Raw genomic sequence first — 24,395 nt, forward strand, 5'->3', positions numbered from 1 at the left:
GATGTATCGCCATGTATCGACGCATGTCGAAGTGCGCGGCACGCGCCGGGGTGTCGGCCCCGGCGGCAGCGGGCGCCGGGCGGGCGAGATGTCCCCCGCCCGGCCAACGTGCTCAGTACCGATAATTCACTTTCAACCATGCGGTGCGGCCGGGTTCGTTGATACGCACCGGATCGGCCGGGAAGCCGAAATCGGCGCTGCCGGCCAGGTTCAGATGCTCGCTGTAGGCGCGGTCAAACAGGTTGTCCACGCCTGCACTGACCAGGAGCGCCTCGTTGACCCGGTAGCTGGCATTCACGGCCAGGGTGGCGAAGCCGGCGCTGGGGCCGAGATCGCGGGCGACCACGTTGCCCTGCCCCGCCGCGACCCGGCCCTGACGCGAGACCGCGCGTGCCAGCGCCCCCACGGTCCAGCGCTCGCCCTCCCAGGCGGTGCTGAGCCGGGCTTCCAGCGGCGGCATCTGCGGCAGCGCGCGGCCGTCACTGCGGTTCTCGCCCCAGGCATAGGCCAGCGTGCCGCCGAGTTTCCACTGCTGCGCCAGCTGCCACTCCACGCCCGCCTCGGCGCCGGCAATGCGCGCATCGACATTGCTGGCCTGGCTGGTGCTACCCATCATGCCGCCGTCGCGGTAGGTGAACAGGATGTAGTCCTGGATGCGCCCGGCATACGCGGAGACCCAGGCGTTGAGGCGATCAGTGCGGTACTGCAGACCCAGATCGAGCTGGGTGGTTTTTTCCGGCTGCACACCGGTGAAGGCGTTGACCGCGCCGGCCGGGCCGAGCGTCGGCGAGAACAGTTCCCAGTAGTCGGGCATGCGCTCGCTATGACCGATACCGGCGTACCACGTCAGTGCGGGGGCGATATCGCGCTCGAACCGGGCAAAACCGCTACCGAGATTCTCGCGCCGGGTCTGCCCGGCCGTCGGATTCGGCATCGCCATCATGCCGCTGGTGGCGCGCTCGTCCTTCACCTCGGCACGGTCCATGCGCAGGCCACCCACCCAGCGCTGGGCAGTGCCCTCGCCCAGGGTGATCTCCGTGAACGCCCCCAGATTCCCGAAGCGCGCATCGGTGCGCCACGGCTGCTCCCGGTACGTGTTGCGCCCCATGGCATTGCGGCTGCGGTGACGGCTGTCCTGCGCGTCCACGCCGGCCACGATGGCGATGTCCTGCCAGCGCCATTCCGATGCGATGCGGCCCCCGGTGGTGCGACGGTCGACATTGGAGCCCATCGGCATCGGCATGCTGCTGGCCGGGTTCGGCGTGCGCAGCGTGTAGTTGTCCATCACGTGGTCGGCGTCGTTGTAGTACAGGTTCGCCTGCAGCCGGTCCCATGCACCCGGCAGATTGTCCTTTTCGAAGCGCGCAGCGTAGCTGGTGCGCCTGAACGAGGCGCCATCCATGCCGCGACCGGCGTAGCGCGCGATCGCATCGCCGGTGCCGGCCGACAGCTCCAGCACGGTATCGGCATCGGGCGTCCAGCCGACGGCGACATCGCTGTTCCACTTGCGCCACCTGGAGGGCACTACATCCCCGTTGCCGTCCTTGTAGTCCTCCGATTCGGAGCGGTTGCCGTTGACCCGCACATAGCCCGGCGAAGCGCCGGCGGTGAGATCCAGCACCTGGTCGTTGCGGTTGCGCGAGCCGACCAGCGCGCTGGCGTTGATATCCACGCCCGGCTGATCGAAACGCGGGGTATCGCGCTCGAAGCGCACCGTGCCGGCCGAGGCACCGGCACCCCAGCGCACGCTCTGCGGCCCCTTGATGATGGTCAGCCGATCGAAGGTTTCCGGGGCGATGTAGGACAGCGGGTTGTCCATGCGCGAGGGGCAGGCACCGATCAGATTGCCTTCGTTGCTGACGATGTTCAGGCGCGAACCGAACATGCCACGCAGCACCGGATCGCCGTTGGTGCCACCGTTGCGGATCGCCGAGAAGCCGGGAACCGTCTTCAGATAGTCAGCGCCATCGCTGGCCGGCACCGGCTGCCGCGGCAGGCGCGGATCGGTGACCCAGTGCAGCGGCGAGGAGGGCGCGGTGGCGGTGACCACCAGCGTATCGAGCGTACGGGCGTCGTCGTTGGCGGCATGCAGCGGCAGCGCGACCAGGGCCAGCGACAGGGAAACAGACAGGCGCGTCAGTGCGCCCGCGCTGCGGGAAGAAACAGTCATGGTGGAACTCCAGAAAAGCACGCAGGCACGCGCCGCCATCACGGCGACACGGGCAGAAAGGGCGGTGGTCTCAGGAGAGCGCGGGGGGGCCGCGTGCGGCGTGGGCCGGCCAGCGCAGGCTGCGGGGCGTGGGCACCGCGCGCAGCACCCGCGGGGCAATGACCGGCATCGCCGGCAGCAGCAGGATCAGTACCGCCAGCCACGGCATCAGCCGCGAGGCCATCATGCAGTACTCGCAGGCATCGCCATGCCCGGCATGCTCGCTCATCGGTGGCGACGATGCGGGGGTGTCGTGGGCGCTTGGCAGGGCGTGCATCGGCATGGGCTGCATCGCCATGTCATGGTGCGCCATGTCGTGCTGCTGCATGCCGTGGTGGTGCACGTCGCGCTGCGCGATGTCGTGCTGCATGTCGTGCCCGGCGTGGGCATCGGGCGGCACGGGCATCGCGTGGGTCATGCCGGTCGGCATCAGCATCACCGGCGCCTCGGCATGCGCCTGTTGCCAGCGGCTGACCAGCGGCGCCAGCGCCATCAGCAACGTCGCCACGAAGGCAAGCTGCAGAAAGACGGCATACGGGCGACGGCGGACGTTCACCCTGTCATGGTAGCGCCCGAGCGTTGGCCGGCCGACCCGAAGCCCTGCGACCAACCGTCGCAGCGGCCCTTTCGAAGCGCCCACCGACCCCCTCAACCGCTCTGGAGAAAAGCCCCCTTCTGTTGAAGGGGGCGCGCCAACGGCGCGGGGTAGAGGGGGAATGCGCGGGCAGCCATCACCGTCGCTAGACGGTGATGGTCTGCGTCAGCGATTCCCACGTCGGCGGCAGCGGCCAGTTGGCTTCCTGGTTGCCGTCGATCACCCGGCGCAGGTCGCGGGTATCGATCTGCGGGGCGAGCACGTGCACCAGCTCCAGCGCGTAATCGCGCAGCACGCGGTCACGCGGCAGCACCGCCCAGGCGATGCACTCGTCGATCGGCGTCGGGGCCGGCCAGGACCGCAGGTCTTCATCGCTGGCGTTGACCGCCATTTCGGCCAGCAGGCCTACGCCCAGGCCGGTGCGCACATACGTCTTGATCAGGTCCGCATCGAGGGCGGTCAAGGCGATGTCCGGGGTCAGCCCGGCGCTGGCGAAGGCGCGCTGCAGCGAGGAGCTGCCGCGGGTGGAGGATTCGTAGCTGATCAGCGGGTGGCTGGCGAGCGCCTGCAGGTCCGGCGCGGCGCCCGGGCGGTCCAGCGCGTGCCCGCGCGGCACCAGCACCAGCCGACGCCAGCGGTACAGCGGAATGGCCAGGCCGGCAGTGGGTTCACCGCCGGCGGTGCTGATGATGGCGATGTCCGCGTCGCCCTGGCTGAGCAGGTCCAGCGCGTCGCTTTCGGCAGCCTGCTGCAGATGCACGCTGACCTGCGGGTAGGCCTGCTTGATCCGCGCCACCGCCGGCGGCAGCACGAAGCGCGCCTGGGTATGGGTGGTGGTGAGCACCAGCTGGCCCTGGCTTTCACGGCGCTGGTTGGCGGCATACGTGCGGATGTTGTTGGCCTCGCCAAGCACGGCGCGGGCGCGGCCGATCACTTCCACGCCGGCCGGGGTCACCGCTTCCAGGCTGCGACCCTTACGCACGAACAGGAGAAAGCCGAGTTCATCCTCCAGCTGCTTGAGCTGCTTGGACAGGCCGGGCTGGGTGGCGTGCACACGGGACGCCGCCAGCGTGATGTTCAGCTCGGCGTCGGCGATGGCGACCAGGTAGCGAAGTTGGGTCAGCGTCATGGGCGGGCGATACGGCGCATGGAGAGGGGGCCATCCGACTGTAGGGCAAATGCCGTCACCAGCTTATAACCAAACGTTGTTTAAGAAGGTAATCAGGTCATTTCGCGCGGTCATATGCCAGCGGTACGGTCTGACCGACCCCGGCCCGGCCGCGCGCGGGCGCCTTGCGCCGCCACCGGCCCGACCCTTTCCCCCTGCCGCACGGCCCCCGGGCGGCAACGACTTCTCCGGAGCATCCCCATGGCCCTGTACGACTCCATCCTGGACACCATCGGCAACACCCCGGTGGTGCGCCTGCACCGTCTCGCCCCCGAGCACGTCACCCTGTATGCCAAGGTCGAGTCGTTCAACCCCGGCGGCTCGGTCAAGGACCGACTGGCGCTGGCGATCATTCTCGACGCCGAAGCCAAGGGCCTGCTCAAGCCCGGCGATACCATCGTGGAAGCGACCTCGGGCAACACCGGCGTGGCGCTGGCGATGGTGGCCGCCGCGCGCGGCTACAAGTTCGTGGCCACGATGGTGGAGACCTTCTCGATCGAGCGCCGCAAGCTCATGCGCGCCTATGGCGCCAAGGTGATCCTGACCCCGGCCGCCGAGCGCGGCTCGGGCATGGTGCGCCGGGCGAAGGAACTGGCCGAGGAACATGGCTGGTTCCTGGCCAGCCAGTTCGCGAACCCGGCCAATCCTGCGTATCACCGCAACACCACCGCACCGGAAATCCTGCGCGACTTCGCCGGCAAGCGGCTGGACTACTTCGTCACGGGCTGGGGCACCGGCGGCACCCTGACCGGCGTCGGCGAGGTGCTCAAGGTGGCCCGCCCGGAGACGCGCATCGTTGCCACCGAGCCGGAAGGCGCCGCCCTGCTCAAAGGCGATGAGTGGAAGCCGCACAAGATCCAGGGCTGGACCCCGGACTTCGTGCCGGAGGTCCTCAACCGCGGTGTCTACGATGAACTGCTGACCATCGACGACGCCCGCGCGATCGAGACCTCGCGCCGGCTGGCGGCCGAGGAAGGCATCTTCGTCGGCATCTCGGCCGGTGCCACGGTCGCCAGCGCGCTGGACATCGCTGCCAAGGCCGCACCCGGCGCGGTGATCCTGGCGATGCTGCCCGACACCGGCGAGCGCTACTTCTCCACCCCGCTGTTTGCCGATATCAACGAAGGCTCCGACGACGACTGGCTGGCCGGTCTGCCCTGATCTGCCCGTTGGTCCGTAGGAACGAAGCGCCCGCCCACATCGGCGGGCGTTTTGCATGGGGCGCTTCATCTGCGGTGAAGCGATCCGGCGGCATCGTGTGAAGGTCAGCCAGCGCTCGGGCGGGTCGCACTGCCTGAGACGACGATGACGCAGCCTAGATGTCCTGCCGGGTAACGTGCAGGTCAGGCACGTCATTCCGTTGTATGGACCCGGTAACAGTCAGTAAGGAGCGGTACGCATGAAGATCGAAGTGTGGCAGGGCGACATCACGACCCTGGCGGTGGATGCGATCGTCAATGCGGCCAACGAATCCCTGCTCGGCGGTGGTGGCGTGGACGGCGCGATCCATCGTGCGGCCGGCCCTCAGCTGCTGGAGGCCTGTAGCGCCCTGCCGGAGATCCGCCCGGGCATGCGCTGCCCGACCGGCGAAGTGCGCGAGACGCCAGCGTTCGAGCTGCCGGCGAAGCATGTGTTCCACACCGTCGGCCCGGTCTGGCAGGACGGTCTGCGCGACGAGCCGGCGCTGCTGGCCAACTGCTACTGGAAATCGCTGCAACTGGCCGAAAAACTGGATCTGGAATCGATCGCCTTCCCGGCGATCAGCTGCGGCGTGTTCGGCTATCCGCTGCACCAGGCCGCGCACATCGCCGCCACCGAGACCCTGACGTGGCAGCGCTCGCATCGCCAGCCGCGCCGGATCATCCTGGTGGCGTACAACGCGGCGACGTACAAGGCCTACCAGTCGGCGCTGGCCGCGCTGGGGCAGCCGGTCGAGCCGTCAACCTCGGCGATCTTCGCGCCGCTGGCGCTCGGGTTGCCGCCGGCGGCGGCGCACTGAGCAAACCACCGCGCAAACAAAAACGCCGGCCCAAGGCCGGCGTTTTCGTTGATGCTGGTCAGGCGTGAATCAGCCGTTCCACTTGCCCAGGGCAGCCTGGCCGTTTTCCTTGGCGCGATCGAAGATCGTCTGCTGCGCCTTGGCAACGTTCGCCTTGGTGTCCTTGGCCCACAGCTTCAATGCAGCCTGCTGCATGGCGCGGCCGTAGGAGAAGCTCAGCGGCCACGGCAGGTTGCCCATCTGGTTCATGGCATTCAGATGCGCGGTGGACTGCTCATCGCTCTGGCCACCGGACAGGAACACCACGCCCGGCAGGATCGCCGGCACGGTGCTCTTGAGGCACATCACGGTCGACTCGGCCACTTCCTCGACGTCGGCCTGCTCTTCGCAGCCCTTGCCGGAGATGACCATCGAGGCCTTCAGGATGGTGCCTTCCAGCAGCACGTTCTGCTGGTACAGCGCGTCGAACAGCGAACGCAGGGTGGCTTCGGTGACTTCGTAGCAGGTCTCGATGTCGTGGTCACCGTCCATGATCACTTCCGGCTCGACCATCGGCACCAGGCCGCATTCCTGGCACAGCGCCGCATAACGGGCCAGCGCGTGGGCGTTGGACTCGATGCAGGTGCCCGACGGGATGCTTTCACCGATGTTGATGACTGCACGCCACTTGGCGAAGCGCGCACCCAGCTTGTAGTACTCCTGCAGGCGCTCGCGCAGGCCATCCAGGCCTTCGGTGACCAGCTCGCCCGGGCAGCCGGCCAGGGCATGGGCGCCCTTGTCGACCTTGATGCCCGGGATGATGCCCTGGGCCGCCATGTACTTGGCGAACGGGACGCCATCCTTGGTGGACTGACGGATGGTCTCGTCGTACAGGATCGCGCCGGAGATGTGCTCGTTCAGCTTGGGCGTGGTGAGCAGCAGTTCGCGGTAGGCGCGACGGTTCTCCTCGGTGTTCTCCAGGCCCACGCTGGCGAAGCGCTTGCCGATGGTGCCGGTGGATTCGTCGATCGCGATGATGCCCTTGCCCGGGGCGACCATGGCCTGTGCGGTTTCAGCCAGCTGTTCGATGCTCATGTACTTCCTGTGGCGGGTGCGGGAAAACCCCAATTATAGACCCCGCCTCCCGTGAACTGACCGTCCACGGAATCTGGAAACGATTCCATCTGAAACGACGAACCCGCGCGGCCGTGAGGCCACGCGGGTCCGGGTCTTGCGGGGTGGGTCGGTTAGAGTTCGCCCAGGCCGCTCGCACGGCCGTCTTCGCCCACTTCCAGCAGGCGCAGCGTGTTGGTGGCGCCATGGGTTTCCATGTGCTCACCGCTGGTGAAGACGACGCGGTCGCCGCTCTGCAGCTGGTTCGCTTCGAACAGCAGGCGGATGCTGCCGCGCGCGGCTTCGCGCGGGGTCAGGCCGCGGCTGTCGAAGTTGATCGGGAACACATCGCGCATCAGCGCCATCTGGCGGCGGGCGCCGTCATGGCGGGTCACCGCGAACACCGGTGCCGAGGCACGGAAGCGCGACAGGTAACGCGCGGTGCCACCGGATTCGGTCATCGCCACGATCGCGCGCACGCCCACGTGCTGGGACAGGAACATGGTGGCCATGGCGATCGCCTGGTCGGCACGTTCCAGGTTGCGCGGCGAGGCGCCGAAGTCGGTCTCGGTCTGGAACTGGCGTTCGGCACCGAGGCAGATGCGCGCCATCGCTTCGACCGCCTTGACCGGGTACATGCCAGCGGCGGTTTCGGCCGAGAGCATCACCGCATCGGTACCGTCGATGACCGAGTTGGCCACGTCCAGCACTTCGGCGCGGGTCGGGATCGGGCTTTCGACCATCGACTGCAGCATCTGGGTGGCGGTGATCACCACCTTGTTCTGCGCCAGCGAGGCCTTGATGATCTTCTTCTGCAGGCCCGGCAGTTCGGCATCGCCGATTTCCACGCCCAGATCGCCACGCGCGACCATGACCACGTCACTGGCGTCGACGATCTCTTCGAGGTTCTCGATCGCTTCGGTGCGCTCGATCTTGGAGACCAGCGCGGCGTAGCAGCCGTGCGACTCGGCGATCTCGCGCGCGTCGTTCATGTCCTGCGCGTTGCGGCAGAAGGAGACGGCGATGAAATCCACGCCGATCTTGGCCACGATGCCGATCAGTTCTTTGTCGCGCTCGGTCAGCGCGCCCAGCGACAGGCCACCGCCCTGCTTGTTCAGGCCCTTGCGGTCGGACAGCACGCCATCGTTGAGCACCGTGTTGATGATGCGCTCGCCCTGCACTTCGATCACCTGCAGCTGCATCAGGCCATCGTCGAGCAGCAGCACGTCACCGGCCACCACGTCCTGCGGCAGACCGAGGTAGCTCACGCCGACCTGGGTGGTGTCGCCCGGCGGCGGGGTGGCCGAGGCGACCAGGTCGAAGCGGTCGCCCGCCTTGAGCTTGATCTTGCCTTCGGCGAAACGCTCGATACGGATCTTCGGGCCCGGCAGATCGGCCAGGATGCCCACTTCCACGCCCACGCGGGCGGCGGCGGCACGCACATCGGCAGCGCGCTTGGCCTGGCCGGAGGGGTCACCGTGGCTGAAGTTGAGGCGAACCACGTTCACGCCGGCGCGGAAGAGATCCTCCAGCACGCCCGGCGGGTCGGTCGCCGGTCCGAGGGTGGCAAGGATCTTGGTGCGACGCTGACGCTCAATCATGGTTAATGGGCTCCCGTTAAAGGAGTGAAATTAGCACACCCATCACGTCCCATGAATACGATTACACCGCTGGCACGCTTGGGTTTCGCTGTTGTCCTGCAGACAGCCCGAGACGACCGCGCGGACAGTCGTTTGACCGCCCGGCGGCCAGCGCCAATCGCGACGGGGCTTTGCGCAGGACATGCGGCGGCGTACGGATCGCCGCCGCGCCCCTCAATCGATCAGGGTGAGCAGGTCGTCCGGTGCCTGCGCGAGGTGCGCCGCCCCGGCCGCCGTGAGCTCTTCGGCACCGCCGAAGCCCCACAACACGCCGATATTGCGCAGCCCGTGATGACGCGCGCCTTCGATATCCATGCGGCGGTCGCCGATCATCCAGCACTGCGCCGGGGTCAGCGACAGCCGGCGCAGGGCCTCGGCCACCAGCTGCGGCTTCTCGCTGCGGCTGCCATCCGGGGTGGCCCCGATCACGTCCTCGAAGCAGTCGCCGAACGGCAGGTGCTCGACGATGCGACGCGCGTGCGGCTCGTTCTTGGCGGTGACGATCGCCAGCCGATGGCCGCGATCCTTCAAGGTCTGCACGACCTGGCCGATCCGCGGGTAGACCTCATGCTCGCGCCAGCCGATCACGTCGAAGCGCTCGCGGTAATACGTCACCGCCTGTTCGACGTCGGCTGGATCGTTGAACAACGGCGCGAAACTGGTGCGCAGCGACGGCCCGATCCAGCGCCGCAGCTCGGCCTGCGGCGGGACCGGTTGGCCCATCTGCGTGAGCGCATGCGCCACGCACCCGGTGATCCCGACGGCCGAATCGATCAGCGTGCCGTCGAGATCGAAGAACAGCACATCGCGGCTCACGAGCCGCGGGCCTCCAGCGCGGCGACGGCCGGCAGGGTCTTGCCTTCCAGGAACTCCAGGAACGCGCCGCCACCGGTGGAGATGTAGCTCACCTGGCCCGCGATGTCGTACTTGTCGACCGCGGCCAGGGTGTCGCCGCCCCCGGCGATCGAGAACGCCGGCGAGGCCGCGATGGCACGGGCCAGCGCTTCGGTGCCATGGCTGAAGGCTTCGAATTCGAACACGCCGACCGGGCCGTTCCAGACCACGGTGCCGGCCTTGGCGATCAGGCCAGCGTAGTGCTGGGCCGTCTCCGGGCCGATATCCAGGATCAGGTCATCCTCGGCCACGTCGGCGACAGCCTTCACCGTGGCTTCGGCGTCCGGCAGGAACTGCTTGGCCACGACCACGTCGGTCGGCAGCGGGATGTCGGCGCCACGCGCCTTGGCATCGGCCACGATCTTCTTCGCGGTGTCCAGCAGGTCCGGCTCATACAGCGACTTGCCGACCGAGTAACCGGCCGCCGCGATGAAGGTGTTGGCGATGCCACCGCCGACGATCAGCTGGTCGACCTTGCCGACCAGGCTGGAGAGCAGTTCGAGCTTGGTGCTGACCTTGCTGCCGGCCACGATCGCCAGCAGCGGCTGGGCGGGCGCGAGCAGCGCCTTGGCCAGCGCGTCCAGTTCGGCCATCAGCAGCGGACCGCCAGCGGCGACCGGAGCGAAGCGGATCACGCCGTGGGTGGAGGCCTGCGCGCGGTGCGCGGTGCCGAAGGCATCCATGACGAACACATCGCACAGCGCGGCGTACTTCTTCGCCAGCGCTTCATCGTCCTTGCCTTCGCCGACATTCATGCGGCAGTTTTCCAGCAGCACGATGGAACCGGGCGCGACGTCCACGCCATCGACCCAATCACGCACCAGCGGCACCTCGACCCCCAGCAGCTGCGACAGGCGCAGCGCCACCGGGGCCAGCGAGTCGGCTTCACTCCACACGCCTTCCTTCGGACGTCCCAGGTGCGAGGTCACCATCACGGCGGCGCCCTTCTCCAGCGCCAGCTTCAGCGTCGGCAGCGAGGCGGTGATGCGCTGCTCGGAGGTGATCTGGCCGTTGTCGATCGGCACGTTCAGATCCTGGCGGATCAGCACGCGCTTGCCGGAGAGATCGAGGTCGGTCATGCGAACGATGGACATAAGCAACTCTTTGGCTCTGAAGAAGGAAGGGCGCCGTGCGGCGCAGACGATCATTGTCCCGGCTGCGCGGGTGCATCGCAAATCCATGACCGGGACGGAGGTAGGCGGCGACCGTTGGTCGTCGCATGCGGACATGCCGTACCGACCAACGGTCGGTACCTACCCGTTCCGGTTTGGCTGACGCAGCAGGCTGACCGCGAACCCGCCGACGATCAGCACGCCGATCACCAGCAGCGCCCACAGCAGCCACTGTTTCCAGTCGCGCTGCGGGGCCACTGCGGCATCGCCGGCGAGCACTTCCGGTGCACCCTGCACGGTGGCCTGTGCCGGCTGCCACTGCGCGCCATGCTGTTCGCGCAGTTGGGCGATCACGGTGGCGACCGGCGCGTCCTGGCGCTCGGCGCGCACGCTGCCGGCGGCCACCGCATACGGCGGCTCGCCCTGGCTGAGGAACACCAGCGTTTCGGGCTGGTAACCGAGCTTGAGCGTTGGCGCCGGCATCGACTGCGGCTGGCCCGCGATCAGTTTCCAGTAACGGTCGCGCGTGCTGCGCGTCAGCGGCTGGGTCTGCGATTGGCGACGGTCGGCGGCGTCCTGCAGCTGGTAGGCCACCCACGGGCCGGCGCGCACCTGCCACGGCTGATCGGCATCGTCGCGGCTCAACAGCGTCCACTGCACCACGCTGTTGTCGGCGGTGGCGATATCGGCCTGCGCGATCGGGAAGCGCCCGTCCAGCTGATACTCGAATTCACCGGGCTTGCCAGCGGTACCGGTCAGCGACTGCCAGCGCCACGCGATCGCCTGCGCGGTCGGCGCCAGCTCGGCCTGCACCGTGGACAGCGCCGGCAAGGCATCGGCGCCGATCGGCAGAATGCGGAAGTACTTGGCCTGGCGCGCGATCTCGATGCGGCGCTGCTGCAGCCGGCGACCTTCGTGCTGCAGATCCACCAGCGGCACGTCGTCGGCGATGCGCAGCCAATCGCGCAGATCGTTGCTCATCTCCACGCGCACGCGCGCCTGCAGTGGCGACTGTGTCTGCCAGTCCAGGCGCAGCGCCTGCACGCCGGTGTTCAGCGCGCTGGCGTCGATCAGCCAGCCGGCCGGTTGCCCGGCCGCGCCACCGCGCCCCAGCCGCGCTTCCACCCGGCGCACGCTGCCGTCGGTATTGCGCTCGGTCAGCAGCTGCAGATCGTCGCCAGAGGTGCCGGCCATCGGCGGCAATGGGAACCATGACAGCGTCTGCCATTGCGGGGCCTGCGCCAGTGGCTGGTCGGCCGCCAGCAGGGCCGAGGGCAGTGCCTGACCTTGTGCATTGAACACCTGCACATCGGCCAGGCGTGGCGACACCGCGGTGCGGTAGACGCCATCGTCGAGCGTCAGCCGGTAGGCACCGGCCTGTGGCTGCGCGAGCTGCAGCGGCCACTGCTGGCGATAGGCCTGGCGGTCATCGGCGGCCTGGGCCTGGGCCAGCGCCGGAAGCGCCAGCGCGGTGAGGAGGATCAGCGGGCGAAAGGTCGTCAAGACTGCGGCTCCACGGCGGGGTCCGGCGCGCGCGGCGGCGCCGGTGCCAGATAGCCCACGACCGTGCACAGCAGGCCGTAAGCAATGAAAGAAGAAATGCCCAGCAGGTTGCCCAGGTGCTGGCGGTCGATCAGCACCAGCTTGGCCAGCACCACGCCCATCAACACCGCACCGACCAGCCACAGCACGCGTTGCCCGCGGCGCGAGCCCCACACCCAGCTGATCACGCCGAGCACGCTCCACACCACGGTCAGGCTGGTCTGGGCCAAGGTCGAGGACCACAAGCGTTCGTTCCACGGCACCCCGCCCCAGTGATGCACGGCGTGCAGGGTGATGCTGGTCAGGGCGACAAAGCCGGCAATCGCCAGCACCGGTATGCGCATCGCACGCAGGCCCTCCGGCGCCTGCGTGGACCACAGCCAGCGCGCGGCGAGTACCAGAACAGCGAGCTGCGCCAGTTCCACGGGGTTGAGCAGCGGCAGCCACGGCAGCGGTGCAGCGCCGGCCGGGACCAGCAACAGGCCCGCCCAGCTCACGCCAAGCACCGCAAACAACGTGCCCTGCAGCGGCGTACGCATCGGATCGAAACGTTCGCCGAGCGGCACCGTCAGCCAGCGCCAGCGCAACAGCGCCACCGCGGTGACGAGCAGCCACGGCAGCAGCATCAGGGCCAGGCCCCACCCCTGTGCCAGCGCGAAACGGTCGGCCAGCCACAGGCAGGCCAGCGACACCACGCACGGCCACAGCAACCACCACAGGAACTGCGCCGCCAGCGACGTGCGGTCGTCGCCCGCGCGCAGACACCACAGGCTGCGCACGCCCAGCAGCGCGAACACCGCCCAGGCCAGCGCGCCATACCCGGCGAACGGTTGGTCGTGCACGTCCGCCTGCCACAGCGCCAACGGGAACGCGGCCAGCACCATCGCCAGCGTGGTGAGCACCAGGGCGCGTGCCGGCCAGCGTCGATGCATCTCGGCGGCCAGCCAACCGGTGACGGCCGCGGCGATCAGCAGCGCATCCGGTTCGCTGCGGTGCGCGACGAAGCGCAGGATCTCGTGGGTGCCACTGCCCAGCCACCACAGCAGGCCCCACAGGTAGTAGACGATGGCCGGTGCGTCGCGCTGCGCACGGCGATAGCTGAAGGCCGCGGCGAAACCGGCCAGCGCCAGCAGCAGGCCGCTCATGAAGGTCGGGTTGGCGATGGCCGTGGCATCGAGATGCCAGTAGTCCGCGCCGACCACGAAGCCGAACGCGGCGCCCAGGGTCAGCAGCGCACCGGCGATCTGCGGCAGCCAGCGCTGCTGGCGCAGGCCCAGCCAGGCCAAGGCGGCCCCTTCCAGCGCGAACACGCTGGCGGTGGCCCGTGCGGACAGCGCCAGCGGCACCGCCAACGTGGCAAAGCCCACTGCGAGCACCGCATGCGACTGGCCCAGCGCGGCATAGCGCTCGCGCTTGATCAGCACCCACGCCAGCCCCGCGTACAGCGCGGCCAGTGCCAGCGAGCACAATGCCAGCAGCAGGCGGTCGTCCTGCAGCAGGCCGGCCTGCAGTGAGAACGCGATCAGCGGCGTGCCGAACACCAGGCTGCCATCGATCAGGTCGCGCTTGCCCGCGCTCTGCCGACGCGCATAGAGGATCGGAATCAGCAGGTAGAAGGCGAAGAACAGCAGCAGGAACGGCTCGGTGCTGGCGAACTTGTCCGCGCTGTACTGGAGCACGCCCCAGGCCGTACCGATGCCGAAGGTGAAGGCAAAGCCGAGCAGGTTCAGCGCGCGCCACGGTCGCCACCAGGCAATCGCCAGGATCGCCGCATTGAGCACCGCGTAATACGAGAACAGCGCGACATGGTTGCCGCTGCCGGTGGACAGCCATATCGGCGCCATGAAGCCGGCCAGGATGCCGAGCACGGCCAACGTGCGCGAGTTCTGCACCACCGCCAGCACGCCCATGCCGGCGATCAGCAGCACGCTTAGCGCGAACGCCGGCACGGCGGGAATCAGGTCGTAGCGCTTGAACGCGGCGAAGATGGTCAGCAGCAGGACGCCGATCGCCCCGCCCTGCAGCGCCAGCGCGAACAGGCGCCGGGTATCGCGCTGCACCCAGCCGAACACCAGCCCGGCCAGCGCCGCCAGCGCGATGGCGGCCAGGCGCAGCTCGATCGGGGCGTTCAACCAGCCCTGGTCGCTGGCGTACTTGAGCAGCGCGGCCACACCGGCCAGCAGCACCAGCATGCCGATCTTGACGGGCACGTTGCCTTCGGTGAACCACTGTTTGAGGGTGCCGACGATGCGCTCGCCGATACCCGGGTCCTGCGGTTCAACCGGCACCACCGGCGGCGCGGGCCTGGGGGGAATCGACGCCGAGGACGGCAGTGGGGGCGGCATGGCGGCCGCCGCTGCGGGTGCAGCCGTGGTATCCGCGGTCTCGACCGGCGGTTTAACCCCGGGCTGCATGCCGACGTCCAGCGGCGCGGCCACGGTGTCGACGGATTGGATATCCGTCCAGCGCAGCGGCCGTTCGGGTTCGGCTGGCACCGGCGTGGCGTCCCAGGCCGAACCTGCCGCGCGTTGCTCCAGCGCGGCCACGCGGCGGCGCAGGCCGGCGATCATCACCAGCGCCACGATCAGCAGCAGCGGGATCGCCAGCAGTACCAGCACCAGCAGGACAATCAGAGCTTCCATTCCAGGCCATCCTCAAGAGGTCGCCCCGGCTGCACCCGGCAGGCGCAGTGCCAGGGCACGCGGGCCATGCTAAAGGATCGGCGGCACACGCGGGATCAAGGCCTGGCGGGCGCCCTGAAACGACAGACCCCGGCACGGGGCCGGGGTCTGTGGAATGACGCAGGGGCAGCGCTGGCTTACGCCGCGACGACCTTGACCATTTCCAGGCACTTGTTGGAGTAGCCCCATTCGTTGTCGTACCACGACACCAGCTTGACGAAGGTGCTGTCGAGCGCGATGCCGGCATCGGCGTCGAACACCGAGGTGTGGGTTTCACCGCGGAAGTCGGTCGCCACGACCTTGTCTTCGGTGTAGCCCAGGATGCCCTTCAGCGCGCCTTCGCTCTGCGCCTTCACTTCAGCGCAGATCTCGGCGTAGGTGGCTTCCTTTTCCAGCTCGACGGTCAGATCGACCACCGACACGTCCGAGGTCGGCACGCGGAAGCTCATGCCGGTCAGCTTCTTGTTCAATTCCGGGATCACCACGCCGACGGCCTTGGCCGCACCGGTGGAGGACGGAATGATGTTTTCCAGGATGCCACGGCCACCGCGCCAGTCCTTGTTGGACGGGCCATCGACGGTCTTCTGGGTGGCGGTCGCGGCGTGCACGGTGGTCATCAGGCCACGCTTGATGCCCCACTTGTCGTTGATGACCTTGGCCAGCGGGGCCAGGCAGTTGGTGGTGCACGACGCGTTGGAGACGATCGCCTGGCCGGCGTAGGTCTTGTCGTTCACGCCGAACACGAACATCGGGGTGTCGTCCTTCGACGGTGCCGACAGGATCACCTTCTTGGCGCCCGCATCGATGTGCTTCTGCGCGGTTTCCTTGGTCAGGAACAGGCCGGTGGATTCGATGACGACGTCCACGCCGACCTCGTCCCACTTCAGGTTGGCCGGATCGCGTTCCTGGGTCAGGCGGATCTTCTTGCCGTTGACCAGCAGGTGGTTGCCGGAGACTTCCACGTCGGCCTTGAAGCGGCCATGCACGGAGTCGTACTTCAGCATGTACGCCAGGTAGTCCGGCTCCAGCAGATCGTTGATGGCGACGATTTCGATGTCATTGCCGAAGTTCAGCACGGCCGAGCGCAGCACGTTGCGCCCGATGCGACCGAAACCGTTGATGCCAACCTTGATTGCCATGTTCACAAGCTCCTGCAGCCGCGACGGTGCGGCGCCGATGGAAAGGGGCGTTCATTCTAGCAGGGCCGGAACCGGCCCGGCCCGGGGATGACGAATGGGAACCGGTTACAACGGTAAATACCCGGATTGATCCGGATCAAGGCGCGCAGGCGCATGGACGGGAAAACTGGCGCCATTCCAACCCGCCACGAGACCGTCTCATGCGCAAGACCTCCCCCCTCCTGCTCTCCAGCCTGGCCGCCGCCCTGGCGCTGGCCGCCGCCCCCGCCATGGCCCAGTCCAAGGGTGACTGGACGATCGGTGCCGGCGTGCACCAGGTTGCCCCGAAGTCCAACAACGGCTCGCTGGCCGGCGGCACGCTGAAGGTCGATGTGGACAACGACATCAAGCCGACCATCACCGGCGAGTACTTCATCGCCGACAACCTGGGCATCGAGCTCCTCGCCGCGCTGCCGTTCAAGCACGACATCAACATCGCCGGCCTGGGCAACGTGGGCAGCACCAAGCACCTGCCGCCGGTGGTGTCGCTGCAGTATCACTTCAACAGCAAGGGCAAGGTGTCCCCGTTCCTGGGCGCCGGCATCAACTACACCACCTTCTTCAGCGAGAAGACCGGCGGCGCGCTGGCCGGCAGCACGCTGAAGATGGAAGACTCCTGGGGCCTGGCCGCCCATGCGGGCCTGGACTTCGCGATCAACGACAAGGGCTCGCTGCGCGTTGATGTGCGCTGGATGGACATCGACAGCAAGGTCAAGCTCGATGGCGAAAAGATCGGCACCGTCAATATCGACCCGCTCGCCTACGGCGTGTCGTACGTGTTCAAGTTCTGATCGGCGGATCAGGACTGACAAGCGCAACACCCCTCGCAGCAAGACAGTTTCCCCGGCTTCGGCCGGGGTTTTTTTTGGGGCTCATTCGGCCAACAGATGCCGCCCCGCTGCCTGCGCATGCAGCGTCGTCGTATCGAACACCGGCACCGTTGCATCCTGCGCGCCGACCAGCAGCATGATCTCCGTGCAGCCCAGGATGATGCCCTGTGCACCGCGGTCCACCAGTCGCTGCATCGCCGCCCGGTAGGTCTCGCGCGACGCCGGCAGCACCTGCCCCTGCACCAGCTCGTCATAGATGATCCGATGCACCGCCGCGCGGTCATCGGCCTCGGGAATCAGCACCTCCAGGCCATGCGCCTGGGTGAGCCGCCCCGTGTAGAAATCCTGCTCCATGGTGAACGCGGTGCCCAGCAAGCCCACCCGCTGCAGCCCGGCGGCCTTGATCGCCGCTGCCGTGGGATCGGCAATATGCAGCAGCGGAATCGCGATCGCCGCCTGCACCGCGTCGGCCAGGCGGTGCATCGTGTTGGTGCAGATCACGATGGTCGTCGCACCCGCACCCTGCAGGCGCTGGGCCGCATCGATCAGCCGCTCGGTGGCGGTGTCCCAGTCGCCGGCATGCTGCAGCGCCTCGATCTCGGCGAAATCGAACGACCACAGCAGGATCCGGCCCGAGTGCAGGCCGCCCAAGGTGTCGCGCACCTGCGCGTTGATCAGCCGGTAGTAGTGGGCCGAGCTTTCCCAGCTCATGCCGCCGATCAGGCCAACGATGTGGGCCATGGGGACCTCCGGATTCCGCCCGATGCGGGCACCCGGCGAGACTAGCCCACGCCGCCGGATGCTGCAGCCGGCCAGATCCCGGCAAGCCCGCGCGCGGCCAGCCCGCTAGAATGCCGCGGATGAAAATGCCTTCCCTGCTCCCGGCCACCGCCCTCGCGCTGGCCCTCACCTTTGTTTCCACCGATGCCCTGGCCTGGGGCGCACAGGGCCACCGCCTGGTGGCGCGGATCGCCGAGACCCGGCTGACCCCGCAGACCCAGGCCGAGGTTGACCGTCTGCTCGCCGCCGAGCCGGACCCGACACTGCACGCCATCGCCCCCTGGGCCGATCAGCTGCGCGCCGAGGACCCGGACCTGGGCAAGCGCTCGGCCGGCTGGCATTACGTCAACATCGGCGAAGACGATTGCCACTATGAAGTGCAGAAGCACTGCAAGAACGGCAACTGCGTGGTCGAGGCGCTGAAGGTACAGACCGCGATTCTCGGCGACCGCAGCAAGTCCGATGCAGAGCGCGCGCAGGCGCTGAAGTTCGTGGTGCACTTCGCCGGCGACATCCACCAGCCGATGCATGCCGGCTACGGCCACGACAAGGGCGGCAACGATTTCCAGGTGCAGTTCAACAACCGCGGTACCAACCTGCACTCGCTGTGGGACAGCGGCATGCTGAATGAGCAGAAGCTGGATGACGACCAGTACATCAAGCGCCTCCTAGCCCTGCCCAAGCCCGCATTCGGCAAGCGCTCCAACATCACTGTCGACGCCGCGCAGTGGGCCGAAGCCAGCTGCCGGATCGCCATTGCACCTGGCGTTTACCCGGACAAGCGTACGCTGGGCCCCAGCTATGCGGCGACCTACCGCCCGGTCGCCGAGCGCGAGCTGCGCGTGGCCGGTGAACGCTTGGCCGTGCTGCTCAACGACACCCTGGGCAAACGCTGAGGTCTGCACCATGTCACTGCACGTCGCCAGTTTCTTCCACCCGGACAGCCACACCTTCAGCTACGTGGTGCATGACCCGGCGACGTTGCAGGCGGCGGTGATCGATCCCGTGCTGGATTACGACCCGGACACCGATGCACTCGGCGCCGGACCGCTGCAGCCGTTGCTTGCGCATGTGCGCGGGCACGGCCTGCAGGTGCGTTGGCTGCTGGACACCCATGCCCACGCCGACCATGTCAGTGCCGGGCGCTGGCTGAAATCCCAGTGGCCGGACGCGACGCTGGCGATGGGCCAGGGCATCGTGCAGGTGCAGCGCACCTTCGCACCGCGTTACGCGCTGGATGTGCCGACCGACGGGTCGCAGTTCGATCATCTGTTCGCCGATGGCGAGCGCTTCACGCTCGGTGATATCGACGCCGAGGTGATCGCAGTGCCGGGCCACACCAGCGACAGCGTCGCCTATCGGATCGGCGATGCGCTGTTCACCGGCGACTCGCTGTTCATGCCCGACGGCGGCACCGCACGCTGCGACTTCCCGGGCGGTGACGCGGCGCAGCTGTACCGTTCGATCCAGCGGCTGCTTTCGTTGCCCGATGCGACCCGTGTGTTCATCTGTCACGACTACGGCCCCGGTGGCCGCAAGGTCGCCAACCAGACCACGATCGGCGAGCAGCGCGCGCACAACATCCACCTGCATGACGGCATCAGCGAAGCCGAGTTCGTCGCCACGCGCCAGGCGCGCGATGCCACGCTGGCCGAACCGACGCTGATGGAGCCTTCGGTGAAGGCGAACATACAGGGCGGCCCCGTTCGCGGCGGATAGGCATCGCGCCGCGTGGTGAGGCGCACTGCTTCCCTACTTCGCCCGCGTCCCGCTGTGCACGGTCGCCTTGCCTTTCACGATTTCGAAGGTGAAGGCATACAGCAGGCTGACCGGGACAGGCTCGATGCGCGTGGCATCCTTGCAATCGCCCCGATTGGCTGGAATCTTCCCCTCCGCGAAGTGACACACGGCTGCGGGTACGTACTGCCAGACCGCCACCGCATCCTGCGCGGACTGCAACAACGGCGCATTCTCAGGGGCATTGCCAGCGGCGCATTCGTCACGGTCCTGCACCGGCAGACTTCGCTCCACGCGGCCCTGCGCATCGATGACCAACTGCAGACAGACCGTCGTGGGCGCAAGCTCACTGCGCGGATCGCGATCGCCCAGCACGGGGTCCGGGCCGGCATTGAGTTGCGGCATCCGGTAGCCTTCGGCAGCCTTCAGCTGGTAGCTCGCCACCTGCGCAGTCCCCGTGCCGTTGGCCGGATCCAAGCGCTGATGGCCCACGTTCTCCGCCCGCGTGTCCACTGACGTAAGCGTCTCATGGGTGGCACAGCCGGCCATCAACAGCGCCGCCAGTGCGGGGACGTAAGGCTGCCTCATGGTGTTGGCACCTCGTCATCCATGGCGTAGGTGACCGGAATCTTCAGCGCCGAGGCCACGGCCTTGCCGTTTCTGATCGCCGGTTCGAAGGTCCATTGCTTCGCCGCAGCCACCGTCGCCTCATCGAACACACCGGCCGGAGTCGCCTCCAGCACGCGTACGTTGGTCGCCTTGCCTTCGGCGTCGACGTCCACCCGCACCACGACCTTGCCGACGATGCTCTGCTCGAAGGCGATCTTCGGGTATGACGGCGGCGGCATCTTGTGGGCGATGGCATTGCGATCGGCCAGCACTGCGCCCTGGCCGATCCCGCTGGCGGGGACGCCGCCACTGCCCTGACTCGCCCACGCCACCGTGCAAAGCCCCACGCACATCCCGACCACCAGCACCTGGCCGGTCAACCACGGCAATGCCTTCCGCTTGTGTTCCTTCAACATGGCAATACGCTCCTTCAACATCGGTTGGCTGCGCCAGTGGCAGGCCATCGGGGCAACCGGGTAGACCAACTGCGCCTTGAGCAGCGCGTTGGCGTAGAGCCGGCGCAGCGCCGGATGCGGATCGACCGTGCGCGCGTCGCAGGCCAGTTCCTGGTCACGCAGGAAGCGGCGCGCCGCCCACGGCAGCAACGGGTGGAACCAGAACACGCAGCGCAGCAGGGCCAACGCAGCGTTTGCCCAGGGATCGCCATGACGGCGATGGCTGTGTTCGTGACGCAGGATCAGGTCCTGCTCGGCGGGGCTGAAGCGCTGCTCGAAGTCCGGGCCCACCACGATCCGCGGCCGCCACAACCCGACCAGCGCCGGCAGACCCGGATCGCCACTGGCCTGCCAGCTGCCATCCTGGCGCGGCTGCAGGGCGCCCAGGGCCTGCGCGAAGCGGCGCTGCGCGCGCCAACTGATGCCGGCCATCGCCACCGCGCCCAGCAGCCACACCGTCAACAGCAGCAGCGGCCACTGCGAGGCATCGTGAGGCACGGCAGGCGCGCGCAGCGCCGAGGCCATGACCATCACCGGGGCGGTCTCGGTGATCGTCAGCGGCGGCACCGGCAGGGACGGGACAACCAGCATCAGCGGCAGCAACCACCAGCTGCGATAGGCCAGCGCTGCGCCCCCCAGCCGCAGCAGCAGAGGCCTGGCGGCGGCCAATACCAGCGTCGCCACCGACAGCCATACGCTGGCCTGCAGCAGCCCATCGAGCAGGTCAGTCATGGTCCAGCGCCTGGATGAGTTGCTTCAGTTCGGCGATGTCCTGCGCGCTGAGCTCCCCGCGCTGGCTGAAATGCGCCACCAGCGGCGCGACGCGGCCGTCGAACACGCGCTCCAGGAAGCCCTCGCTCTGCTCGGCCACCCAGGCCTGCCGTTGCAGCACGGGCGAGTACAGATAGCGACGCCCCTCGCGGCTGGCACTGACCGCCCCCTTGGTCAGCAGCCGGTTGAGCAGGGTCTTGATGGTGGGCTCGGCCCAGTCACGGCTGGCCAGCGCGGCCACCACATCATCAGCGCCCAGCGGATGGTGGCGCCACAGCACCTCCATCACCACGGCTTCGGCTTCACTGATCTGGCTCATCATTTACATCCGTAATCGACGATTCGATTACGCCCGTAATCAGCACGGGTGTCAACCCTTCGACAGCCGGTTCATGCAGCCACTGCCAGCATCGGCGCATGCCCCGCGGAGCCCTCGATGCGACGCTACCGAAAATTCGATTACCCAGTGGACGATGTGCGCCGCTTCCTGGAACCCGGCCCGGTCGTGCTGATCAGCTCGGCCTGGAAAGGCCAGCGCAACATCATGACGCTGGGCTGGCACATGGTGCTGGAGTTCACGCCCTCGCGCCTGGCGACCATGATTTCCACCGGCAACCACAGTTTCGAGCTGATCCGCCGCAGTGGCGAATGCGTCATCAATGTACCCACCGCAGAGATGCTCGATACGGTGATCGGCATCGGCAACAGCAGCGGCGTGGAGATCGACAAGTTCGCGCATTTCGGCCTGGACGCAGTGGCCGCCAGCGAGGTTGCCGCCCCCTTGATCGCCCAGTGCCACGCCAGTTTCGAATGCCGGCTGGCCGACCGCAGCCAGATCAAGAAGCACGGTCTCTTCATCTGGGAGGTGGTCAAAGCACATGTCGCACGCGCCCCGAAACTGCCGCGCACGGTGCATTACCGGGGCGATGGCCAGTTCATGCTTTCCGGCGATGAAGTCTCGCGTCGCCGTCTGTTCAAACCGGAAATGCTGTAATGACCCGCATGATTTCGCAGGATAGCGCCGCATGACCGAACACCTGACCGACCTGGACGCCGCCGTCGACTGGCTGCTGCAGCGGGTCGATGGCCCCCTGCGCATTGGCGCCCCGCTCGCCTTGGGCAAGCCGCACCGGCTGCTCAACGCGCTGTATGCCCGTGTGGAAAACGACGCCTCGCGGCCGCTGCAGCTTTACACCGCACTGTCACTGAACCCACCACGCGGCGGTGCCGGGCTGGAAGCACGCTTCATGAAACCTTTCGCCGAGCGTCATTTCGGTGAGGACTTTCCGCGGCTGGCCTACGCCGATGCAATGGTGCGCGACCAGCTGCCAGCGCATGTGCAGGTGGAAGAGTTCTACATGCAGTCCGGCGCATTGTTGAATTCCTCGCAGGCCCAGCGCAGCTACACCAGCCTCAACTACACGCACGCCGCCGATGCGGTGGCCCAGCGCGCGCCGCATGCGATCGTGCAGAAAGTGGCGATGCGCGCGAATGATCGGCGCCTGTCGCTGTCATGCAACAACGACATCACCCAGGACACGCTGGATGCGATGGTCGCGCGCGGGCTGCCACGCCCGCTGATGATCGCCGAGATCGATCCGCAGCTGCCCTATCTGGCCGGCTCGGCCACGGTGGATGTGTCGTTCTTCGATCTGGTGATCACGCCGCCGGGGCCGTACCCGGCGCTGTTCGGCCTGCCCCGCCAACCGGTCAGCGATGCCGATTACGCCATCGGCCTGTACGCCAGCACGCTGGTGCGCGATGGCGGCACGCTGCAGATCGGCATCGGCACGCTGGCCGATGCGCTCAGCCATGCACTGGTGCTGCGGCATACCGACAACGCCCGCTACCGGCAGATCCTGCAGGCGCTGGATCCCGGCCTGGCCAGCCACCCGACCGTGCTGGAGTGCGGTGGCCTGGAGCCGTTCGAGATCGGTCTGTACGGCTGCAGCGAAATGCTCAACGAAGGCTTCCGCCGTCTGGTCCAGACCGGGGTGATCCGGCGCAAGGTGCATGACGATCTGGCCTTGTTGCAGCGGATCGAGAACGGCACCGCGTGGACCACCGACTACGCCACGCTCGAGGCCGAGGGCGAGTACCTGCACGGCGCGTTCTATCTGGGCTCGCCGGAGTTCTACCAGTGGCTGCGCGACCTGCCCGATGAGGAGCGCAGCGCGATCGGCATGCGCCGCATCAGTGAGATCAACCAGCTCTACGGCGGCGATGAAACGCTGGAGCGGATGCAGCGCCGCGATGCGCGCTTCTTCAACTCCTGCATGATGGCCACCGCGTTGGGGGCTGCGGTTTCCGATGCGCTGGAAGACGGCCGTGTGGTTTCCGGCGTGGGCGGCCAGTACAACTTCGTGGCGATGGCGCATGCCCTGCCCGGCGCCCGCAGCGCGCTGATCTTCCGCGCCACCCGCGAGGACAGGGGCGTCCTGCACTCCAACGTGCGCTGGAACTACGGCCACACCACGATCCCGCGGCACCTGCGCGATCTCTACATCAACGAGTACGGCATCGCCGACCTGCGCAACATGACCGACGAGGACTGCGTGATCGCGATGGCTGCAATCACCGATGCACAGTTCCAGGCCGCGTTGCTGGACAAGGCGAAGGCCTCGAAGAAACTGGCGACCGGCTTCACTCCGTCCGCCGATGGACAGCGCAACACGGCTGCGGCGGTCAGTGCGTCGCTGGCGCCGTTCCGCCAGTCCGGGCTGCTGCCGGATTATCCGCTGGGCAGCGATTTCACCGAGGTCGAGCAGCACCTGGTCAAGGCGCTGGGCTGGCTGAAGCAGAACACGCAGACGCCGATGGCCAAGCTGCGCACGGTGCTGTCAGCGGTAACGCAACCGGCCGGCGATGGGGATCAGGCCTATCTGCAGCGGATGGGGCTCGAAGCGCCGAAGACGTTCGGCGAACGCATCGAGGCGCGGCTGGTGAGGTTGGGATTGGCGCGCACTGCAGCCGGGTGATGTAGATCCACGCCATGCGTGGATGCGTGTTGATCACGCGTCAGCAATGGTCGAGGGGTACGCCAACAGCATCCACGCATGGCGTGGATCTACCCTCGATCAAGGATGCCGTGGTGTTTGCCCTT

General features: G+C 67.6%; 21 protein-coding genes. 7 read left to right on the plus strand and 14 right to left on the minus strand.

Annotated elements, in window-relative coordinates; all coding sequences use genetic code 11:
• Positions 1-112: 112 nt before the first annotated feature.
• The 3 genes from ABE571_RS11555 to ABE571_RS11565 form a co-directional block, all read right to left on the minus strand.
• Complete coding sequence (locus ABE571_RS11555) at positions 113-2,170, minus strand: TonB-dependent copper receptor (protein WP_346493746.1); 2,058 nt, start codon at positions 2,168-2,170, stop codon at positions 113-115.
• A 70-nt stretch (positions 2,171-2,240) separates the two neighbouring features.
• Positions 2,241-2,765 carry a hypothetical protein gene (locus ABE571_RS11560; RefSeq protein WP_346482827.1) on the minus strand — a complete coding sequence of 175 codons (525 nt, stop codon included), beginning with the start codon at positions 2,763-2,765 and terminating at the stop codon, positions 2,241-2,243.
• Between the two features lie 184 nt (positions 2,766-2,949).
• Positions 2,950-3,933, minus strand: a complete 984-nt coding sequence (locus ABE571_RS11565) for a LysR family transcriptional regulator (RefSeq protein WP_313219690.1) — start codon at positions 3,931-3,933, stop codon at positions 2,950-2,952.
• A gap of 240 nt (positions 3,934-4,173) precedes the next feature.
• Here ABE571_RS11565 and cysK point away from each other — a divergent pair, with 240 nt between their 5' ends.
• Both cysK and ABE571_RS11575 read left to right on the plus strand, forming a co-directional pair.
• Entirely contained in the window at positions 4,174-5,133 is a 960-nt protein-coding gene (gene cysK, locus ABE571_RS11570; RefSeq protein ID WP_121039348.1) for a cysteine synthase A, read from the plus strand.
• A gap of 238 nt (positions 5,134-5,371) precedes the next feature.
• On the plus strand, positions 5,372-5,971 hold the full coding sequence (locus tag ABE571_RS11575) for an O-acetyl-ADP-ribose deacetylase (protein WP_346482828.1): 600 nt from the start codon (positions 5,372-5,374) through the stop codon (positions 5,969-5,971).
• Between the two features lie 69 nt (positions 5,972-6,040).
• On the opposite strand, the gene ABE571_RS11580 is transcribed toward ABE571_RS11575, so the two are convergent.
• From ABE571_RS11580 to gap, 7 genes are all read right to left on the minus strand, one after another.
• On the minus strand, positions 6,041-7,045 hold the full coding sequence (locus tag ABE571_RS11580; protein WP_121039354.1) for a class I fructose-bisphosphate aldolase: 1,005 nt from the start codon (positions 7,043-7,045) through the stop codon (positions 6,041-6,043).
• A gap of 152 nt (positions 7,046-7,197) precedes the next feature.
• On the minus strand, positions 7,198-8,664 hold the full coding sequence (gene pyk / locus ABE571_RS11585) for a pyruvate kinase (RefSeq protein ID WP_123730337.1): 1,467 nt from the start codon (positions 8,662-8,664) through the stop codon (positions 7,198-7,200).
• Positions 8,665-8,877: 213 nt separating this feature from the next.
• On the minus strand, positions 8,878-9,519 hold the full coding sequence (locus ABE571_RS11590) for an HAD-IA family hydrolase (RefSeq protein WP_313210033.1): 642 nt from the start codon (positions 9,517-9,519) through the stop codon (positions 8,878-8,880).
• Positions 9,516-10,691, minus strand: a complete 1,176-nt coding sequence (locus ABE571_RS11595) for a phosphoglycerate kinase (RefSeq protein ID WP_313210031.1) — start codon at positions 10,689-10,691, stop codon at positions 9,516-9,518. Before ABE571_RS11595 ends, ABE571_RS11590 begins: the two co-directional genes overlap by 4 nt.
• Before the next feature lie 159 nt (positions 10,692-10,850).
• Positions 10,851-12,212: a DUF3999 domain-containing protein gene (locus ABE571_RS11600; protein ID WP_346466534.1), complete on the minus strand. Its 1,362-nt coding sequence runs from the start codon at positions 12,210-12,212 to the stop codon at positions 10,851-10,853.
• Positions 12,209-14,893 carry a DUF2339 domain-containing protein gene (locus ABE571_RS11605; RefSeq protein WP_346481880.1) on the minus strand — a complete coding sequence of 895 codons (2,685 nt, stop codon included), beginning with the start codon at positions 14,891-14,893 and terminating at the stop codon, positions 12,209-12,211. The genes ABE571_RS11600 and ABE571_RS11605 overlap by 4 nt, the downstream gene beginning before the upstream one ends.
• A 176-nt stretch (positions 14,894-15,069) precedes the next feature.
• Positions 15,070-16,071 carry a type I glyceraldehyde-3-phosphate dehydrogenase gene (gap, locus tag ABE571_RS11610; RefSeq protein WP_346466536.1) on the minus strand — a complete coding sequence of 334 codons (1,002 nt, stop codon included), beginning with the start codon at positions 16,069-16,071 and terminating at the stop codon, positions 15,070-15,072.
• Positions 16,072-16,271: 200 nt separating this feature from the next.
• Between gap and ABE571_RS11615 the strand changes: the two genes are divergently transcribed.
• A complete protein-coding gene (locus tag ABE571_RS11615) occupies positions 16,272-16,901 on the plus strand; it encodes an OmpW family outer membrane protein (RefSeq protein ID WP_259259304.1) in 630 nt (209 codons plus the stop codon).
• Positions 16,902-16,982: 81 nt separating this feature from the next.
• Here ABE571_RS11615 and ABE571_RS11620 read toward each other — a convergent pair whose 3' ends face one another.
• Positions 16,983-17,681: an aspartate/glutamate racemase family protein gene (locus ABE571_RS11620; protein ID WP_346493747.1), complete on the minus strand. Its 699-nt coding sequence runs from the start codon at positions 17,679-17,681 to the stop codon at positions 16,983-16,985.
• A 119-nt stretch (positions 17,682-17,800) separates the two neighbouring features.
• Here ABE571_RS11620 and ABE571_RS11625 point away from each other — a divergent pair, with 119 nt between their 5' ends.
• Both ABE571_RS11625 and ABE571_RS11630 read left to right on the plus strand, forming a co-directional pair.
• Positions 17,801-18,616, plus strand: a complete 816-nt coding sequence (locus ABE571_RS11625; RefSeq protein WP_346493748.1) for a S1/P1 nuclease — start codon at positions 17,801-17,803, stop codon at positions 18,614-18,616.
• Between the two features lie 10 nt (positions 18,617-18,626).
• Positions 18,627-19,439 (plus strand): MBL fold metallo-hydrolase, encoded by an 813-nt coding sequence (locus ABE571_RS11630; RefSeq protein ID WP_346493749.1) that lies wholly within the window; start codon positions 18,627-18,629, stop codon positions 19,437-19,439.
• Between the two features lie 33 nt (positions 19,440-19,472).
• Here the strand turns inward: ABE571_RS11630 and ABE571_RS11635 are convergent, their stop codons facing one another.
• From ABE571_RS11635 to ABE571_RS11645, 3 genes are read right to left on the minus strand one after another with little or no spacing between them, the layout of a single operon-like run.
• Positions 19,473-20,045 (minus strand): hypothetical protein, encoded by a 573-nt coding sequence (locus ABE571_RS11635; RefSeq protein ID WP_313210010.1) that lies wholly within the window; start codon positions 20,043-20,045, stop codon positions 19,473-19,475.
• Positions 20,042-21,253 (minus strand): TonB family protein, encoded by a 1,212-nt coding sequence (locus ABE571_RS11640; protein ID WP_346493750.1) that lies wholly within the window; start codon positions 21,251-21,253, stop codon positions 20,042-20,044. The genes ABE571_RS11635 and ABE571_RS11640 overlap by 4 nt, the downstream gene beginning before the upstream one ends.
• On the minus strand, positions 21,246-21,611 hold the full coding sequence (locus tag ABE571_RS11645; RefSeq protein ID WP_313210006.1) for a BlaI/MecI/CopY family transcriptional regulator: 366 nt from the start codon (positions 21,609-21,611) through the stop codon (positions 21,246-21,248). Before ABE571_RS11645 ends, ABE571_RS11640 begins: the two co-directional genes overlap by 8 nt.
• Positions 21,612-21,728: 117 nt before the next feature.
• On the opposite strand from ABE571_RS11645, the gene ABE571_RS11650 reads away from it, so the two are divergent.
• Both ABE571_RS11650 and ABE571_RS11655 read left to right on the plus strand, forming a co-directional pair.
• Positions 21,729-22,286, plus strand: coding sequence for a flavin reductase family protein (locus ABE571_RS11650; protein ID WP_313210003.1), 558 nt, complete (start codon positions 21,729-21,731; stop codon positions 22,284-22,286).
• A 31-nt stretch (positions 22,287-22,317) separates the two neighbouring features.
• A complete protein-coding gene (locus ABE571_RS11655; RefSeq protein ID WP_346466541.1) occupies positions 22,318-24,270 on the plus strand; it encodes an acetyl-CoA hydrolase/transferase C-terminal domain-containing protein in 1,953 nt (650 codons plus the stop codon).
• Positions 24,271-24,395 lie beyond the last annotated feature (125 nt).

Source organism: Stenotrophomonas sp. TWI273 (assembly GCF_039674765.1).
In the GTDB taxonomy this organism is placed as follows: Bacteria; Pseudomonadota; Gammaproteobacteria; order Xanthomonadales; family Xanthomonadaceae; genus Stenotrophomonas.

What these genes read in the sequence shown, in the direction of transcription:
- ABE571_RS11555 (WP_346493746.1), bottom strand. Translation starts at nt 2,170, where the DNA reads ATGACTGTTTCTTCCCGCAGCGCGGGCGCACTGACGCGCCTGTCTGTT.
- ABE571_RS11565 (WP_313219690.1), bottom strand. Translation starts at nt 3,933, where the DNA reads ATGACGCTGACCCAACTTCGCTACCTGGTCGCCATCGCCGACGCCGAG.
- cysK (WP_121039348.1), top strand. Translation starts at nt 4,174, where the DNA reads ATGGCCCTGTACGACTCCATCCTGGACACCATCGGCAACACCCCGGTG.
- ABE571_RS11575 (WP_346482828.1), top strand. Translation starts at nt 5,372, where the DNA reads ATGAAGATCGAAGTGTGGCAGGGCGACATCACGACCCTGGCGGTGGAT.
- ABE571_RS11580 (WP_121039354.1), bottom strand. Translation starts at nt 7,045, where the DNA reads ATGAGCATCGAACAGCTGGCTGAAACCGCACAGGCCATGGTCGCCCCG.
- pyk (WP_123730337.1), bottom strand. Translation starts at nt 8,664, where the DNA reads ATGATTGAGCGTCAGCGTCGCACCAAGATCCTTGCCACCCTCGGACCG.
- ABE571_RS11595 (WP_313210031.1), bottom strand. Translation starts at nt 10,691, where the DNA reads ATGTCCATCGTTCGCATGACCGACCTCGATCTCTCCGGCAAGCGCGTG.
- ABE571_RS11605 (WP_346481880.1), bottom strand. Translation starts at nt 14,893, where the DNA reads ATGGAAGCTCTGATTGTCCTGCTGGTGCTGGTACTGCTGGCGATCCCG.
- gap (WP_346466536.1), bottom strand. Translation starts at nt 16,071, where the DNA reads ATGGCAATCAAGGTTGGCATCAACGGTTTCGGTCGCATCGGGCGCAAC.
- ABE571_RS11615 (WP_259259304.1), top strand. Translation starts at nt 16,272, where the DNA reads ATGCGCAAGACCTCCCCCCTCCTGCTCTCCAGCCTGGCCGCCGCCCTG.
- ABE571_RS11620 (WP_346493747.1), bottom strand. Translation starts at nt 17,681, where the DNA reads ATGGCCCACATCGTTGGCCTGATCGGCGGCATGAGCTGGGAAAGCTCG.
- ABE571_RS11625 (WP_346493748.1), top strand. Translation starts at nt 17,801, where the DNA reads ATGAAAATGCCTTCCCTGCTCCCGGCCACCGCCCTCGCGCTGGCCCTC.
- ABE571_RS11630 (WP_346493749.1), top strand. Translation starts at nt 18,627, where the DNA reads ATGTCACTGCACGTCGCCAGTTTCTTCCACCCGGACAGCCACACCTTC.
- ABE571_RS11635 (WP_313210010.1), bottom strand. Translation starts at nt 20,045, where the DNA reads ATGAGGCAGCCTTACGTCCCCGCACTGGCGGCGCTGTTGATGGCCGGC.
- ABE571_RS11640 (WP_346493750.1), bottom strand. Translation starts at nt 21,253, where the DNA reads ATGACTGACCTGCTCGATGGGCTGCTGCAGGCCAGCGTATGGCTGTCG.
- ABE571_RS11645 (WP_313210006.1), bottom strand. Translation starts at nt 21,611, where the DNA reads ATGAGCCAGATCAGTGAAGCCGAAGCCGTGGTGATGGAGGTGCTGTGG.
- ABE571_RS11650 (WP_313210003.1), top strand. Translation starts at nt 21,729, where the DNA reads ATGCGACGCTACCGAAAATTCGATTACCCAGTGGACGATGTGCGCCGC.
- ABE571_RS11655 (WP_346466541.1), top strand. Translation starts at nt 22,318, where the DNA reads ATGACCGAACACCTGACCGACCTGGACGCCGCCGTCGACTGGCTGCTG.